General features: G+C 60.8%; 12 protein-coding genes and 2 rRNA genes (1 of these 14 cut by a window edge). 9 read left to right on the forward strand and 5 right to left on the reverse strand.

Annotated elements, in window-relative coordinates:
- A 23S ribosomal RNA gene (locus B7G52_RS05600) occupies window positions 1–956 on the forward strand; it begins 1,925 nt to the left of the window's first position.
- Between the two features lie 145 nt (window positions 957–1,101).
- A 5S ribosomal RNA gene (gene rrf, locus B7G52_RS05605) occupies window positions 1,102–1,214 on the forward strand.
- Between the two features lie 145 nt (window positions 1,215–1,359).
- Here rrf and B7G52_RS05610 read toward each other — a convergent pair.
- The 3 genes from B7G52_RS05610 to B7G52_RS05620 are packed head-to-tail and all read right to left on the reverse strand — an operon-like array spanning window position 1,360 to window position 4,781.
- Entirely contained in the window at window positions 1,360–2,280 is a 921-nt protein-coding gene (locus B7G52_RS05610) for an MBL fold metallo-hydrolase (protein WP_096696653.1), read from the reverse strand.
- 21 nt (window positions 2,281–2,301) lie between these two features.
- Window positions 2,302–3,987 (reverse strand): AMP-binding protein, encoded by a 1,686-nt coding sequence (locus B7G52_RS05615; RefSeq protein ID WP_096696674.1) that lies wholly within the window; start codon window positions 3,985–3,987, stop codon window positions 2,302–2,304.
- 59 nt (window positions 3,988–4,046) lie between these two features.
- On the reverse strand, window positions 4,047–4,781 hold the full coding sequence (locus B7G52_RS05620; protein WP_096696654.1) for a hypothetical protein: 735 nt from the start codon (window positions 4,779–4,781) through the stop codon (window positions 4,047–4,049).
- Between the two features lie 68 nt (window positions 4,782–4,849).
- Between B7G52_RS05620 and B7G52_RS05625 the strand changes: the two genes are divergently transcribed.
- From B7G52_RS05625 to B7G52_RS05655, 7 genes are all read left to right on the forward strand, one after another.
- Window positions 4,850–5,356 carry a hypothetical protein gene (locus B7G52_RS05625; RefSeq protein WP_096696655.1) on the forward strand — a complete coding sequence of 169 codons (507 nt, stop codon included), beginning with the start codon at window positions 4,850–4,852 and terminating at the stop codon, window positions 5,354–5,356.
- 16 nt (window positions 5,357–5,372) lie between these two features.
- Complete coding sequence (locus B7G52_RS05630; protein ID WP_096696656.1) at window positions 5,373–6,998, forward strand: GMC family oxidoreductase; 1,626 nt, start codon at window positions 5,373–5,375, stop codon at window positions 6,996–6,998.
- A gap of 25 nt (window positions 6,999–7,023) precedes the next feature.
- On the forward strand, window positions 7,024–7,929 hold the full coding sequence (locus B7G52_RS05635) for a triacylglycerol lipase (protein ID WP_096696657.1): 906 nt from the start codon (window positions 7,024–7,026) through the stop codon (window positions 7,927–7,929).
- 93 nt (window positions 7,930–8,022) lie between these two features.
- Entirely contained in the window at window positions 8,023–9,141 is a 1,119-nt protein-coding gene (locus B7G52_RS05640) for a response regulator (protein WP_096696658.1), read from the forward strand.
- A gap of 30 nt (window positions 9,142–9,171) precedes the next feature.
- Window positions 9,172–12,597 (forward strand): response regulator, encoded by a 3,426-nt coding sequence (locus tag B7G52_RS05645; protein WP_096696659.1) that lies wholly within the window; start codon window positions 9,172–9,174, stop codon window positions 12,595–12,597.
- A 268-nt stretch (window positions 12,598–12,865) separates the two neighbouring features.
- A complete protein-coding gene (locus tag B7G52_RS05650) occupies window positions 12,866–13,522 on the forward strand; it encodes a helix-turn-helix transcriptional regulator (protein WP_096696660.1) in 657 nt (218 codons plus the stop codon).
- Window positions 13,523–13,587: 65 nt separating this feature from the next.
- On the forward strand, window positions 13,588–14,247 hold the full coding sequence (locus B7G52_RS05655; protein WP_096696661.1) for a Crp/Fnr family transcriptional regulator: 660 nt from the start codon (window positions 13,588–13,590) through the stop codon (window positions 14,245–14,247).
- A gap of 14 nt (window positions 14,248–14,261) precedes the next feature.
- Here the strand turns inward: B7G52_RS05655 and B7G52_RS05660 are convergent, their stop codons facing one another.
- Window positions 14,262–16,160, reverse strand: a complete 1,899-nt coding sequence (locus tag B7G52_RS05660; protein ID WP_141397390.1) for a hypothetical protein — start codon at window positions 16,158–16,160, stop codon at window positions 14,262–14,264.
- Window positions 16,161–16,167: 7 nt separating this feature from the next.
- Window positions 16,168–17,202, reverse strand: a 1,035-nt coding sequence (locus B7G52_RS05665; protein ID WP_141397391.1) for a phosphatase PAP2 family protein, incomplete at its 5' end; no start/stop codon positions are given.

Genomic DNA, 17,202 nt, shown 5'->3' on the forward strand with positions numbered 1-17,202 from the left:
GGGTAAGTTCCGACCTGCACGAATGGCGTAACGATGGCCACACTGTCTCCTCCTGAGACTCAGCGAAGTTGAAATGTTTGTGATGATGCAATCTCCCCGCGGAAAGACGGAAAGACCCCATGAACCTTTACTGTAGCTTTGTATTGGACTTTGAACAGATCTGTGTAGGATAGGTGGGAGGCTTTGAAGCCCGGTCGCTAGATCGGGTGGAGCCAACGTTGAAATACCACCCTGGTGTGTTTGAGGTTCTAACCTAGGTCCATTATCTGGATCGGGGACAGTGCATGGTAGGCAGTTTGACTGGGGCGGTCTCCTCCCAAAGTGTAACGGAGGAGTTCGAAGGTACGCTAGTTACGGTCGGACATCGTGATAATAGTGCAATGGCATAAGCGTGCTTAACTGCGAGACTGACAAGTCGAGCAGATGCGAAAGCAGGACATAGTGATCCGGTGGTTCTGTATGGAAGGGCCATCGCTCAACGGATAAAAGGTACTCTGGGGATAACAGGCTGATACCGCCCAAGAGTTCATATCGACGGCGGTGTTTGGCACCTCGATGTCGGCTCATCTCATCCTGGGGCTGTAGCCGGTCCCAAGGGTATGGCTGTTCGCCATTTAAAGAGGTACGTGAGCTGGGTTTAAAACGTCGTGAGACAGTTTGGTCCCTATCTTCCGTGGGCGCTGCAGATTTGAGGAAGCCTGCTCCTAGTACGAGAGGACCGGAGTGGACGAACCTCTGGTGTACCGGTTGTCACGCCAGTGGCATTGCCGGGTAGCTAAGTTCGGAAGAGATAACCGCTGAAAGCATCTAAGCGGGAAACTCGTTTCAAGATTAGATCTGCCGGGGCCTTGAGCCCCCTAAAGAGTCGTTCAAGACCAGGACGTTGATAGGTCAGGTGTGGAAGCGCAGTAATGCGTTAAGCTAACTGATACTAATTGCTCGTGCGACTTGACCCTATAACTTTGATTAGATTCAAGGTTGTTATGCCAAAGTGACGCATTCAAAATACTGTGCTCGCAAGAGTGCAAGACATTAAATAAAAGCTGATTTGCTCTATGAATTCGATGGGTTGTTCCTTGAACAATCGATCAAAAAGTTATGCCTGATGACCATAGCAAGTTGGTACCACTCCTTCCCATCCCGAACAGGACAGTGAAACGACTTAGCGCCGATGATAGTGCGGATTCCCGTGTGAAAGTAGGACATCGTCAGGCTCTTACAGCAAGATGCGCCCAGTTGATAAAGTCAACTGGGCGTTTTCTTTTGTCCGGCTGAAAATGCCTTGATCTAAAAACAGAAAACTCCGTCTCGAAAGATACGGAGTTTTTTTATGTGCGCACTTCCCGCTGCTCCACCGCGTCAGGCATTGAGGACCATCGCACCCTCTTTGCGGGCGACAGCGGAGCGCACCAGCTCATCGGTGAGGTGGGCGATCCAGTCCACCATGGGAATGGCGAGGAAAAATCTCGCGCGAATAAGCTGGAAATAGCGTGTGCTGGCGGCCCAGTCCGCAAAATCAGCATAAGGCAGTTGCTGCTGCTCCAGAAGCTTGAACTTGAGCAAAACCTTGGCGGCATGGTGCGCGTGCCTGATCGGGTCTTTCACAAAAGCATCGAGCCGCTCACGCGATCGCGCAAGGACCTCTGGCCGATACCCGAACACCGGGCCATGGCCAGGGATGACCCAGCGCGGATCCAGCTGGTCGATCAGATCGAGCGTGGCTGCGACCTCACTGAAGGCACTTTCACCCTCCAGTTCTGGAAAAACCACGCCGAATCCCTTTTCCCACAGCGCATCAGCCGATATCAAAGTACGTGAAGAGGGCTCGAAAAGGACAACCGAGTGAGGATCATGTCCTGGTGCGGCATGAATTTGCCACATCACGTCAGCCAGCGGGATTTCTGTACCCGGCAAGAGGCAAGCGTCGTACTTGAAGCGGGGGCAAAGTTGCCCGGTTGGCAGATAGGTCAGGGCCTCTGCATCCCACATCGACACCAGTGCCGCCTGACCGGGCGGAATTAGCGTCTCAAGTTCGGGATACACATGCTGGAGTGCCGCATTGCCGCCACAGTGATCGCTGTGCAAGTGGGTGTTTAGCAGCAAATCCAGTGAACGTATGCCCAGCGTTGATTGCACCAGCTCGACGGTCTGCTCTGAATGTGTGCTGTAACCACTGTCCACAAGGGCGCAGGACGCATCCCCCACGAACAGGATGTTGTTCGAAGACAGCCAGCCCCGCTCAAAAACCTGGACGCCCCGGGGCAATTTCATGTCAGGCATGGCTCGGCGCGAAACGATTCATCAGGCCGCTGTCCGCAGTTCACGCCGGAGGATTTTTCCGACATTGGTTTTAGGCAGGGCGTCACGAAACTCGATGTATTTGGGACGTTTATAACCCGTGAGATTCTGCTTGCAGTACTCGGCAATCTGTTCTTCCGTGAGCGTAGGGTCGCTTTTGACGATGAAAATCTTGATGGCCTCGCCCTGCTTGTCGTCCGGGATGCCAATGGCAGCACATTCAACGACGCCCGGAAACAGGGAGACGACATTTTCGAGCTCATTGGGGAAGACGTTGAAGCCGGAAACAATGATCATGTCCTTCTTGCGATCGACAATTTTCGTATAGCCCCGCTCATCCAGGATGCCGATGTCCCCGGTGCGCATGAATCCGTCGATGGTAAAGGCCTTCTCGTTCTCGGCAGGTTGCTGGTAGTAACCTGTCATCACCTGCGGGCCCTTGATGCAGATCTCGCCCGAATCGCCAACCGGCAGCGAACGACCTTCATCGTCCTTGATGGCAATCTCTATGCTTGGCAACGGCAGGCCGATGGTGCCGCTGAACTCGGTATTGAGAATGGGGTTGTTGGTGCCTATCGCGCAAGTCTCGCTCATGCCCCAGCCTTCGATCATCGGGCACCCCGTGACTTGCAGCCAGTGTTTGGCCGTTCCCTCGGAGGCAGCCATGCCACCCGCCTGGGACACGCAGAGGTGGGAAAAATCAACGGTCTTGATTTGTGGATGCTGCAGGAGGGCGTTGAACAGGGTGTTGACCGCCGGAAGCATGTGAAATGGGCGTTTCTTCAGCACCTCGATGAACTTCCCGAAATCGCGGGGGTTCGGAATCAGTGTCAGGTGGGATCCCCAGCGGATCGCCAGCAGGCACAGTGTCAACGCGAAGATATGGTACAGCGGCAATGCCGCGATGCCGTTGGTTTTGCTGACATCCCCAAGTCGACGCAGCGCCGGCGTGAACCAGGCCTCGGCCTGCAGAATGGCGGCAACAATGTTGCGGTGTGTCAGGACAGCACCTTTGGACAAACCTGTGGTCCCGCCTGTGTACTGCAGGAATGCGACTGAATCCAGATTGCTTTGGGCGGGTTTGAGGACCATCCCTGCGCCGTCGGTAATGGCGTTTTTGAAAGGCGTCACGGTGCGGCCGTTGCTTAGCGGCAGTTTGTACGCCGGTACCATTTTTGCGAGATGCCGGACGGCGAAGGTGATCCAGCGGCCATACCAGGGGCCCAGCAAATCCCCCATGGACGCGATCACGACGTGTTTGACGGGCGTCCGGTCAATGACCTCTTCAAGCGTGCCCGCAAAATTCTCCAGGATCACGATGCTGGTGGCGCCCGAGTCCTTGAGCTGGTGCTCGAGCTCACGTGCGGTATAGAGCGGATTGACATTCACGCAGGTGTAACCGGCGCGCAGAATTCCCGCCATGGTGACCGCGAACTGCGGAATATTCGGCAGCATGATGGCCACCCGCGCACCAGGCTCGAGTCCCAGATGCTGCAACCAGGCGCCCAGTGCTGATGACAGGTCATCCAGCTCTCCATAGGTCATCCAGCGGTCCATGCAGACCGAAAAAGGCCGCGTGGCATTTTTCCTGAAGGAGTCCTCAAGCAGCTGGTTCAGCGAGCGGAACTGCTCCGGGTCGATGTCGTGCGGTACACCCTCGGGATAACTCTTGAGCCAGAACTTGTCCATGAAAAACTCCTTGTGCGCCATTGTGAAAGCACCGGCGCTCAGCGCGTATGGGGCTTGTCCTAATGCGGCGCTGCGCGGGCAAGAAGTTGAAGCAAAAAGGTCTCGCAGGCGACAGCATCATCGCTGAAGAGGGCGTGGATCAATGCTGATTCCCGGGCCTCCACCACCTTCAAAAATTCCGTGGCGCCTTTCATCTGGGCAAAAGCATCAAACCCGGCTTCAAGAAAATTCTGCAGCCCGCTCAGTCCTGCGGCGGCCGCCGGCGGCCGCATCATCTTCAGCAGGCTGCGCAGGCCCCGCATATGTGTGAGGTGATCAAGCTCCTGGCCCAGATGCAGCACCACCTGCAGTTGCCGCTGCCGCGCCGCCATGTCACCGACCGCGCGCCAGCACCGGATGTAGCGGGCGGCCTGTCCGCCTGCACGGTCGAGCAGCCATTGCTGCGCCATCCGGTCATCCAGCGCCTCGGTCAGGGCATGCACTTCGGCCAGGGCGGCCGCTGTTTCGAGCACCGCCTTGGGGAAAAGGCGGGCGATGGTGTTTGCGATCCGGGAAAACTGCTGGTCCCGCTGCGCATAGTCCTTGTCGCCATACAGCTCATACAGGAAAAAATGAGCGGCTCGCTGATAGCGGGGGCTGTCGAGGAGGTCGGCGTAGGTTGCCGTGAAACGCTGCGCCTGGAAGCGCTTGACCTCCAGGCAGGCGGCATGAAGTTCGGGATTGCCCAGGCGGCTTTGCCGCAGCAGCGAAACCGCCTGCATGGCTTCGCGAATTCGGGAGGCGGCTGGGTCCATATAAACACCGAGTTTATCTAGGTGCGGCGCCCTATTGAAACCGCGGGAGTGCATGCGAAACTCCAGCGATGCAAAGAAGGACCTTACTCAAGCTCGGTGTGGTATCGACCGTGGTGCTGGTCGTCGCTGGCGGTGCGGCGGCCCTGCTGACGCCGGGTTTGCACGATGGAAAGCTCAGCCCAGCCGGTCGCGAGGTCTTCAGGGCCGTGGGCCGTGCGGTGCTCGATCAAAGCCTGCCGCGCGAGGATGGCCCGAGGCAGGACGCCCTGAACGGTTTGCTAAAGCGCGTGGATGTGCTGACCGTCGCTTTGCCACCCCACGCGCAGGCCGAGCTCTCACAACTGCTGTCGCTGCTGGCGAGTGCACCGGGGCGTCGCGCACTGGCCGGTCTGGACGATGCATGGTCATTGGCAACAGAGGCCCGGATCCAGCAGTCACTCCAGGAGATGCGGCTGTCGGGGCTGGTGCTTCGCCGGCAGGCGTATGCCGCGTTGCATGACATCACCGCAGCGGCCTATTTTTCAGATGCGTCCACCTGGCCGCAACTCGGCTATCCCGGTCCGGTCCGGATCTGAAAGCAGTGAGTACCGCATGAGCCAAGTCCAAGACCCGATCCGCGAAGGTTTGAAGCGTGGCTGGAAAGTTCTGGGCGGCGCCCTGGGGCCTGCCCCGGAAAAAATTGTCTGCGATGTTGCCATTGTCGGCAGCGGCGCCGGTGCCGGCATCACCGCCGAGTTGCTTGCCAAGGCCGGTTTGCAGGTGGTGATGATTGAAGAGGGGCCGCTTAAAAGCAGCAGCGACTTCCGCCAGAAGGAGTCGGACGCCTATCCGCAGCTTTACCAGGAAAGTGCAGCGCGAAAGACCGAAGACAAGGCGATCAACATCCTGCAGGGCCGCTGTGTCGGCGGCTCCACCACCGTCAACTGGACCAGCTCCTTCAGGACGCCCGCGCCGACCCTGCAGTTCTGGCAGGACAGGTTTGGCCTGGCGGGGTACAACGTCGAGGCGCTGGCCCCTTATTTTGCCCAGGCCGAGCAGCGCCTGAACATCCTGCCGTGGCTCACCCCCCCCAACGAGAACAATGACTTGTTGCGCCGGGGGGCGGCCAGACTGGGTATCCAGGCGGCGGCGATTTCGCGCAACGTCAAGGGCTGCTGGAATCTGGGCTCCTGCGGCCTGGGTTGCCCGACCAATGCAAAGCAATCCATGCTGGTGACCAGCATCCCGGCTGCGCTGGATTTGGGCGCGCAATTGCTGACCGAAATGCGCGTGGAAAGGTTCGAACTGGCCAACGGCAAGGTCACGGCGCTTTATTGCCGCCCTGTGATGCCAAATGGTGCTCCAGCCCCCGCTGCATCTGCGTCAATAGCTACAAAAATAATAGCAAAACATTATGTGCTGGCGGGCGGGGCGATCAACTCACCGGCGGTGCTGCTGCGATCCAATGCACCCGATCCGCACGGGCTGCTGGGAACGCGGACTTTCCTGCATCCGGTGGTGATGAGCTCGGGGGTGTTTGCGCAGAAAGTCGAAGCCTGGAGCGGCGCCCCGCAGACCATTTACACCGATCACTTCCTCGACACCCAGGCCATCGATGGGCCCATGGGCTACAAACTCGAGGCACCCCCGCTGCATCCCATTATTTTTGCATCCACGGTACCGGGTTTTGGCCAGCGCCAGCAGGCACTGCTGGAGAGCTTCCCGCACAACCACACCCTGCTGGCCCTGATGCGTGATGGCTTTCACGACCAGTCACGTGGCGGGACAGTCAAATTGCGCGGGGACGGCTCCGCCGTGCTGGACTATCCGCTGACCGACTACGTGATGGACGGGGCCCGCCGCGCCTTGCTGTCGATGATGGAAATCCAGTTCGCCGCAGGCGCACGCCAGGTGCTGCCGCTGCATGAAATGGCCCGACCCTACACGAGCTGGGGCGAAGCGCGCGATGCCGTCAACGCCCTGCCCATGAAGCCGCTGCTCACCAAGATCGTGAGTGCGCACGTGATGGGTGGCTGCGGCCTGGGCGGCGATGAAAAGCAGGGTGTGACGCGGCCCGATGGCGTGCACTGGCAGCTTGACAACCTGTCGGTTCACGATGGATCGATTTTTCCCACCAGCATTGGTGCCAACCCCCAGCTGTCCATTTACGGCACCGTGAACCGGCTGGCGCAAGGGCTGGTCAAAAGTCTCACAGGGCGCGACGTCGCCCTGGCCTGAGCCGCAACCGGCGCAGGCTCCACCCATGCTGGCACGGCTTCAGCAACTGATCACTGTGTCGCTGCTTGCCGCCGCGGCCGGATGGTTGGTGTTTTCCTGGGAGAGCTCGGCGCTGCTGGCCCTGGCTGGCTTTGGGGTCCTGGTGCTGGGCTACTCGGGCTTTCTTGCCCTGGAGTTTGTGGCGCTGCGATTCATCAACCGGGGGGATCCCGTGCCGCGTCCGGCGTGGCAAGAACTCGCCGGTGCCTGGCTGGGCGAGACGCTCGTGGCCCCCCGGGTTTTTTGCTGGCACCAACCTTTTCGCTCCCTGGCGGTTCCCGATCAGTTGTCGGTGAACGCTGTCGAAAAAGGCCGGCGTGGGATCGTGTTCATCCATGGATTTTTCTGCAATCGGGGCTTCTGGACCCCCTGGCTGAAGCGGCTTCAAGGGACGGGGCACGCATTTGTCGCCCTCAACCTGGAGCCGCCCTTTGCCTCCATTGACGACTACGCACCGTTGATCGACGAGGCGGTCCAGCGCGTGACCGCGGCCACCGGCCTGCCGCCGCTGATCGTGTGCCACAGCATGGGGGGGCTGGCCGCCCGTGCCTGGCTCAGGATCATGAAGGCCGAGGCGCGGGTCTGCCATGTGGTGACCATCGGGACGCCGCATCGGGGCACCTGGCTAGCCCGTTTCAGCCTTGTCACCAACGGCCGCCAGATGCAATTGTCCGGACCCTGGCACCGGGAGCTGGACCTGGACATGCCGTCCCACCGCCATGCACTGTTCACTTGCTGGTATTCCAACTGCGACAATATCGTGTTTCCCAGCTCCACTGCGACGCTTCCCGGTGCTGACAACCGGTTGGTGCACGGTGCCGCTCACGTGCAACTTGCATTTTTGCCGCAGGTCATGGATGCGAGCCTCGCGCTGGTCGGGCTCGATCCGTAAAAATTGGCAGACGCGTTAGCTAAAACTTCTTACTCGGTAACAAATTGTGTAAGCTAGAGGCCGGCCGCGTTTCGCTTAATGCTTGGGATAAAAATGCCTCTGATAGTGGTCATGGAAGACGACGCCGCCACGCGGACGCTGGTGGCATCGGTGCTCAGGAAAGACGGGTACGACGTACTGTCGGCCGACAACGGCCTGTCCGGGCTCGAGCTGGTGCGCCAGAACAAGCCGGACCTGGTCATCAGCGATGTGCAGATGCCGGTGATGGACGGGTTTGCCATGCTGCAGGCCCTGCGTGCCGATCCGGCCATCCTGGGCACGCCGGTGGTCCTGCTGACCTCGCTGCAGGAGCGGGCCCATATGCGCATTGGCATGACCAGCGGTGCCGACGACTACATCACCAAACCTTTCCGCCCCGGCGAGTTGCGCGAGGCTGCGGCCGCGCAGCTGAACAAGCGTCACATGCAGGCGGCCGTACAGGTCATGGCGGTGGAAGCTGCGGTGCAGGCCGCCCTGGAGGACCAGAAGCAGCATCTGGCCCGCCTGTATGAAAAAAAACTGGCCTCCGAACTGAGCGACAAGTGGCCTGCGGCGGATGCATCGAGCCAGGACGAGAAGTTTTCGAATGCCACCGTCCTGTTCGTCGACGTGCTCAATTACGCGGGGCTGGCTGAAAAACTCTCCAGCACGGAGTTGAGCGATGTGGTGCGGCAGTTCTACAACAACGCCGGCGATACCGTGCATCTGTTCGGCGCGCGTCACATGCAATTTGTTGGCGAGGGCCTGATGGTCGTTTTTGTCGACAGCACGGACACGACCTCGGTCAATCACGGCTTACGTGCCGCCCGTGCCGCCCTGGGCCTGCTCGACGCTGCCAAACGCGTGCAGCAGTTTCTCAATTCCCATTTCCCCGGGCAGGGGCTGCCGCGTTTCGATGTCAGCGTGGCCTTGAACAGCGGTCCCGTGGCGCTGGCCCGACTTGAAGATCCCCTGCATGGCAGTGTGCAGATACTGCCGGTTGGCGACACGGTGAGCGCCACGTTGCTCCTGCAGAAGCAGGCCTACAAGGCCGGCTGGCAGATTGCAGCCAGTGTGGCCATGCTGCGCGGTGTCACGGGTGCGGTGAACACCGGTGGGCGGGCGCTGGTGTCCCTGCCCGGCCGCACGGCCGCCATCGATGCCGCCGAGTTGCTGGGTCTGGCGCTCGCCTGACCAGTGGGTGAGTCGGCAGACCTCCGCCCCATGCCAAGGAAAACGTTTTCCCTGCGCCGGGTTCTGGTGGCCAGTTTGCTGGTGTTTACGCTCGTGCCGGTGGGGCTCGTGGCCTGGCTCATGGCGCGCAGCAGTGACCAGGCGGTGCAGGAGCTGGCCGGGGGAATTCTGTTCAACGTGGCCGCCAGGGTGCAGTCTGGAACGGAAGCCCATCTGGGACAGGCACACACCATACTGAACGGCCTGTTTCCCGAGCGCCTGAGCACCACCCAGACCGAGCAGGCCCGGGACTGGCTGCGCCAGAGTTCGGCCTTTGAGTCCATGGCGTTCGCGCTGGGCAGGCAGTCAGCAGATGTGCCTCACCTTTATTACGGCAACAGCCGGGGCGAGTATTTTTCGGTGGAAAACGCAAGCGGCGGCACGATCGTGCAGTTCCGCAGCCCTGCCGACACCGGTCTTCAGGCATTCACAGCGCGCCGGCCCGGCGACCGCAGCCGTCCCCTGGCGGTCGCGCAAACCTACTTCGAGCCTCGCACCCGGAGCTGGTACCAGGGAGCGCTGGTCGCCAAGGGCCGCGTGTTCTCCCCGATTCAGGTGGTTCCGGGGAAACCGCAACTGTTCGTGACACTGTCCCAGCCGGTGTACGACGCAGACGGCGGCGCCGCGGGCGTGTTTGGTGTAGACCTGTATCTGCAGCGGCTGGCCGACCTGTTGCAAACGCAGCGCATCAGCGCACGCGGTGCGGCTTTCGTGGTGGACGAGCAGGGGTGGCTGGTCGCCGGGTCGGCCGGGGACCCCTTGTTCGACGACGCGCCGGGGCAGTCTGCACGACGAAGTCCCCAGCACAGCGCGAACCCGGTGATTCGCGAAAGTTTTGCTGCACTGCAGCGCGAGCAGGCCCGCAAGCGCGAGGATTCGGTGGCCGTCAACACGGCGTTGCAGCGGTTGCCCCTGCAGGATGGCACCCTGCTGATGGTGCAGCGTCCCTTCGGCGAATCAGCGGGCTTGCGCTGGACCCTGGTGGTGGCCGCCCCCGAGAGTGATTTCACCGCCGAGATCACCCGCGCCTGGAAGGTGTCCCTGGCCCTCATTGGCGTGCTGGTCCTGCTCGGGGCGGCGGCGGCGCTTTATGTCGCCAACCGCATCGGGCGCCGGCTCAAGCGCCTGAGCGTGGCGGCGCAAAAGCTCGGGCGGGGTGAAGTGCCACGCATTGATGGCGGCACGCATTTGCGGGAAGTCCTGGAGCTTTCGCGGGTCATGCATTCCAGCGCCGAGCAACTGAGGCATTACCGGGCCGAGGTGCAGGCCAAAACCCGGGTGATCGAAGAGGCCAACGAGCGTCTGGAGGAGCGGGTGGCGCAGCGCACGGTCGAACTGCTCGCCTCGCGGGAAGAGGCCTTGCAGGCAGCCCGGGCCAAAGCCGCATTTCTGGCGACCATGAGCCACGAGATCCGCACCCCCCTGAACGGCGTGGTGGGCATGAGTACCCTGCTTGCCGAGACCGCGCTGGACGACGAGCAGAGCGACTACCTGCAGACCATCCGCCTGTCGAGCGACCAGTTGCTGGCTGTCATCAACGACATTCTGGATTTCTCGAAAATCGAGTCGGGCAAGCTGGATCTGGAATCTGAACCCCTGAGCCTGCGCAGTGCGATCGAGGAGGCGTGTGACATTGCCGCACCCCGCGCCCGGGAAAAAAACCTGGAACTGATCGTGGACGTGCCGGAGGCCGCGGGCAACGGCTCGCCTGCCCTGCCGGCAGCGATCTCCGGAGACGTGACGCGGATCCGCCAGGTGCTGATCAACCTGATCAACAACGCCGTCAAATTCACTGAAAAAGGTGAAGTGACCGTGAGTGCGCGTTCCTTGCCCAACCCCGGTGACCCGGCCCGGGTGCGCGTCGAATTCCGCGTGTCCGATTCCGGCATAGGCATTCCGTCCGACCGCGTGGGGGCGCTGTTCCAGGCCTTCACCCAGGTAGACGCTTCCACCACGCGCAAGTACGGTGGCACTGGCCTGGGGCTGGCGATATGCAAGCGGCTGGTCGAACTCATGGACGGTGACATCGGTGTGGACAGCGTGCCGGGCAAGGGCTCCACTTTCTGGTTCACGATCCAGGCACCGCCGGCCGAACTGCCCCCGGTGGCTGCAACTGTCGACGCGGCTGCCCTGCATGGGAAACGCGCGCTGGTGGTGGACGACCACGTTACCAATGTCCGGGTCCTGACGCGGCAGCTCCAGCTGTGGGGCATGCAGGTGGCTACCGCCGAGTCGGGAGCCCAGGCCTTGCAGGCGCTGGCGCAGGCGCAGAGTGGGGGGGCGCTGCCGGACATCGTCATCACCGACATGCACATGCCTGAAATGGATGGTGTGGCGCTTTCCCGCGTTATCAAGGCCACGGCGCCGCTGGCCGGAATACCGCTGGTGCTGCTGACGTCCGGTTTCATGCCGCCAGGCCATGAGGCCGCCCGGTTGTTCGAAGCGCGGCTGCTCAAGCCCGCTCGGCAGCGCCAATTGTTCGACGCGCTGGCACGCTGCCTGTCGGTACCGGGCAGCCAGAAGCTGCCCTCGGAATCACCCGCCGCCGATGGCCTGACCGCTGCGAAAAACCTGACCTTGCTGGTGGTGGACGACAACGCTGTCAATCTCAAGGTGGCCTGCGCCATGCTGGCCAAGCTGGGTTACCACACGGCCACCGCGCTGGACGGGCGCGAGGCGGTGCAGGCCGTGGCACGTGCCCACGGTGCGGGCTCGCGCTTTGGTGCGGTGCTGATGGACATCAACATGCCGCGCATGAACGGCTTTCAGGCCACCCAGCAAATTCAGGCCATGATGGGCAGCAAGGCGCCCCCCATCATTGCGCTGACCGCGGCCGCATCTCCCGAAGACCGCGCGCGCTGCACGGCGGCGGGCATGGACGACTACCTGACCAAACCGCTGCATGTTGCCGCGTTGGCCCAGGCGCTGGAGCGCTGGCTGCCCATGATGACAGCGGCATCGGGCGGCTCTGGAGGGTTTGCAACGGCTCCCCCGACGCGCGGCCAGGGAATGGCTGCCGGGCCGACGGCAGTGGTGCCGATGCCAAAAAGCGGCCTCCTGCCTGCGCTTGAACCCGTGCTGATGGATATGGAGCGGCTGGCCCAGTTCAAGGAGTTCGACGACGATGCGCTGACCATGACGCGCGAGGTGATCGGCCTGTTTGTCGCTGATGCCTCCCAGCGCCTGAGTGCCATCGAAGAGAGCATCCACGCCGGCGACGCAGCCGCCTTGGCGTGGGCAACCCATGCTCTGATAGGCGCTACCAGCAACGTCGGCGCCGTCGCCATGCAGGTCGTGTGCAGTGAGCTGGAACTGGGGGCAAAAACCGGTGAGATCCCGGCCAACGCCTTCCAGCAACTTGAAAGGCTTCAGACCTACTGGGCCAAAACCAGTGCCATCCTTGACACTTGGGTTTGAGGCTGATCTTTTTTGCAGCTTCAGGGACGTTGGGGGGCACATTTCCCCGCTTGAGCTTCACCCAGGCAAAGTTTGCACCCACTTACTGTCGATGAGTTTGACCCTGTGGCGCTCCGGGAAGTCATCCGAGCAGGTCAAATTCGACCAGTGGCCAACTTGGGCGCCACTGGGGCTGTGACTTTGTGCACAAGAATGAGATCCCATATTCACTATCCAGAATCGGGCAGGCTTCATACGCTTAACAACCTGTAACAGCTAAGCCCTGAAGATGAACACCCTATTGACCGCTGGATTGCTGGATGCTTCCCAGCCACAGGACGCCACCCGTCCGCACGCAGCTCCGGATGTGCTGTCGCTGCTGGTTGACGTGCTGGGCCACGGTGTCATCGTGGTGGGTGAACGCGGCCAGATCATCCACGCCAACCGTGCGGCCCGCACCGAACTGAACCGTCATCGGGTGCTCAACAGGGTGGGCGGGGAAGTCCATGCCATGACGCCGGCAGACTGCAAAACGCTCCAAAATGCCTTGGGCAAGGCAGTGACCGGCAAACGCAGTCTGATCAATGTGTCGGGCGCAGGCCTGACCCTGACGCTGGCCGTTGTGCCCCTCAAGCCCGAGGCCGATGCCTGGGAGGCCCGCATCGCCCTGCTTTTTGCGCGTGCCGAAGTCTGCGAGTCCGGTATGTTCGGTTTTTTTGCGCGCAGTTACGGGCTGACCCAGACGGAAGAGCAGGTACTGGCCATCCTGTGCCGGGGCTTGAGTACGCCGGAAATTGCCGTCCAGCTGAAGGTTGCTGTTTCCACGGTACGCAGCCATGTGCGCAGCCTTTGTGCAAAAACCGGCTCCAGTGGGGTACGTGAACTGGTGAACCGTGTCGCCGTTTTGCCACCGGTGGCACCTGTGCACCTGGCTCAAATTCACTGAAAAGGGCCGTCTCCACTGCGCGGCCCCACACCGGGGGCCCGTCGCGTGCTAGATTACGGCTCATCATGAGCACGTCACTCCCTTCCAATGAAGACCTTTACACGCCACTGGTTCCCGAGTTGCGCTCGCTGGCTCGACGCGGCGTGTTGCGGACCTACCGAAAAAATGCGGTGTTGATCAATGAGGGTGAATCCGGCGACAGCCTGTTTGTCCTGCTCAAGGGCAGCGTCAAGGTTTTCGCCATGGACGAAAGCGGACGCGAGATCACTTACGGGACGGTTAATGCGGGCGACTATTTCGGTGAGATGTCGCTCGACGGCGGGCCCCGCTCAGCCTCGGTGATGACGCTGGAGCCCTGCACTTGCGCGGTGCTGAGCCGGGCAGATGTCAGCGAACACCTGGTGGAAGAGCCCGAATTTTCCATCAATCTCGTGGTTCAGGTGATACGCCGGGCCCGTTCCGCGACAGAGACGGCGCGAAACATGGCGCTGCTCGACGTCTACGGGCGGCTGGTTGCCTTGCTGGAAGAGCGTCGGGGAGACGCGGGCGAGGCGCCCGACGGCAGAGCCACGCTGGAGTCCATCACCCATCAGGACATCGCCAATCGCGTGGGCGCTTCGCGTGAGATGGTCAGCCGGCTGCTCAAAGACCTCGAAAAAGGGGGCTACATTGAGCTCGGCATCCGGCGCATTACGCTGCTCAAGAAGTTGCCCAGCCGCTGGTAAGACGGCCGGCCAGCCTATAGCGCGTTAAATATCTTTCGGGTTACCTGCGGCGCAGCGTCACTGGTTCCAACCAGGCGCGCTACGCCACCGCTTCGCGTACCGGCAGCTTTGAGTCCACGCAGTACGGGGTTCTCGTCGCTGTAAGCTTGAGTGTCGGGCACCTTCACCACACCTGGTCTCTCCGGTCGGCTGGCGTCCGGGTCCGGTTTGCGAGGTGAATACTTCGCCCACATCGGACCTGCCACTCGAATACCACCCACTGATATCGTTTTGGTCCCGGTCGCAATGCTGTTGAAGTTACCGCTGCGGCGAATGGGTGATGGATTGTTTGGGTGATCCTCAAATGAGCCAGGATTGCCGCTGGTGTCATACCACTGGTCTTCAAAGTGGGACTGACGCGCGCCTGTTTGGACTCCAATGATCTGGTCATCACGCTCTACATACGCATCCACCGTGACTTTCCCTGGCTGGGTGTTGGTGATCTTGACTTCCCAGACCCCGCTAGGCGCGGTGGCGACCGACTTCGCGAAACCAAATGTGGGTGCAATCGCGATCAGCGCACAAGTTCCGTTGGCACCCGTCGCCACGGATTTGGGATAAATCAGCGCGCACAGGGGTTTGCCGCTGCGCGTGTTCCAAGTCCCTGACTTGCCCCAGGCCAAAGGAGGCAGGCTGGGCTGACCCGGCGGAGTAAGTTGGACTTCAATGCCTTGCGCACCAGCCGGAAGCCAGAGTTCGAGAAAATTCTGAGTCAAATCACCCGGCTGCCCTCGCCAGTTAAGGGTCACTTGCTCCCCTTTTGATAGCGTTTGATTCGCGTGCGTGCGGCTTTGATAGTTGTTGCTGACGGGCAGGACGATTTGCAGCGCATCGCCTTTCAGGGTAATCAGTTGATCCATGGCCGCCTCTAGCACCGAACTCCCGTCGTGCGGTCCGGCTAGTGTGCCCCAGCTCAGGTTGACAGCGACTTTTGCGGTGGACGCGCACCGTGAAAGGATGTACATCAGGCCGTCCATGATGTGGACGTTCATCGATCCGCCCGACGTATCGACGACGGTATCCCAGTCCAGTTGCACCGCCACAATGTCGCAGCTACTCGCGTCGTCGTCCGCCAACGCCCAGGTGGGCGGCGCATTGGGGAAGGGCGGGACGCCGGCGATTTGGGCCAACACGGTGCGCGGGCCACAAGCAATGTCCAGCACATGGGTGCCGTGGTTCACGCGCTTGTCCAACTCCATACCCATCTTGAACTGGTCATACACCGCAGTCTCGTCGATCAACCCACCGAAGGTGTTCTGTTGCATCGCCTGGCTAATATCAGCCGCGGTCAACTCATGACCATAGCCAAGGCCAGCTGGCGCGGGGCCGGCGCCTTGCTCGTCCTGTCGCCAAAAATACTGCGTCCGTGCTTTGCCGTTGCGCAAGAAATTCGCATTGGCAAAGGCGAGGCCGCCGTCAATCAAGCCCACTACCTTCCCCTGAAGCAGTGTGTGCGGTGCTGAAGGGCTGGGCACAACTGGCGCATTCGGGTCATCCGCGTGATGGCCTGCAGGTAAACCAAGTTCAAACCTTTGCACGAGAGCGTGCAAGCTGCCGTCCACTCGGATTTGTTTGAAGAATGCAGGCCTGACCCGCGCTGTGCAATAGCGAAGGCCTGTGGGTGCGGCAGGGGACGTGTACACAGGCGGCACATGGAGCCACTTGGGTGATGAGGCTGCTTTCAATTGCGCCACGCTGATGCCTGGAGCAAGCTCGATCAGCAGCGGCAACCACTTGGGAGGCTTGTCAAGACCATAGCCAGCGAAGTTGTCTGCCTCAGCCCAGATCAGATAAGGGTCAAAGCCGGTCGTTGCGCCTGGCTTCGCCCAGTCAATTCCTGTGAAGCTGCCTTTGGGTAATGGAGTCCAATACATGACCGGCCTATTGGATGGATTTCCATTCGGCAACGGCTTTGGCCCACATAAACTGAAGCAGGGGCGAGGCTGAGACAGTACCCGAACCGGAGAACAACTCGTAGTAACCACTTTGATTGTCAGACATCGAAATTCGAGGGTCGAAGTCAATGACATGACCCTGAGCCCCATGGAATTTACGGCCATCAAACCCGCGTTCGTGCAGCTTGGCCCCGGTGCAGCGTGCCACCATGAAGTCGCTTAGAGCCGTACCCAATAGGCGCCCGACCGCACTGTCCACCGGGTAGTGCAAACCTGCAACTGTTCGATTCACCGCAATACGTGCCGCCAGCCGCTCCAATTGCTCCCGATATTTAGAGCCGTGTGGCAGCAGCGACTGGAGCAAGGTGCAGGTGAGGTAGGCTTCTGTCGCATGCCCGCTTGGCCAGCTTGCGTGCCCGGGCGTGGGGATCATGGGTTGAATTTGTGGCGACAACTCCACCGGGCGCTGGCACGCAAAGGCATGTTTGAATCGCATTTCGACATGAGTTGCCAGCGACATGGCCAAGTCGAGAAGTTCGAGTGTGTATTTATGTCGATGCGCGGTCAAACCAATGATGGACGAAAAGAAAGCGCCGCCTCCGTTGACCTGCGCCAGGATCTCGGCGCCACGATCCTCCCGAAGCTCTGAATAATTATTTACCAGGTCGAGTTGCTGCTTGAAAATTTTCTCGGTAGGACGAACCAAGCGCGCAAGTGCCAGATCTTTCAGAGGCTTCTTGTCCAGGTCCACAAAACCGAGCGTCATCGAAGTTTTGTTTTGATTGGCGTTGAAATGCAGACCTGCCAGCAGCTCAAGTTCGCAAACCGCCATGCGAGGGCCGACAGCCCATTCAGCGAGCCGCTCGGGTTTGTCCAGCGGAGTTGGTAGGGAAAAGGGAATCGTTGTGCCCTGAAATGGACCAGCAAGAGCGGCGCGACTTGTATTTAGCGCTCCTGCTACTAGGGGCGAATCTGGGAGCGGCGACTGAGCAAAACCTCCGCCAAACCCGCCACCAAAACC

It is taken from the genome of Polaromonas sp. AER18D-145 (assembly GCF_002379095.1).
Lineage (GTDB): Bacteria > Pseudomonadota > Gammaproteobacteria > Burkholderiales > Burkholderiaceae_C > Polaromonas.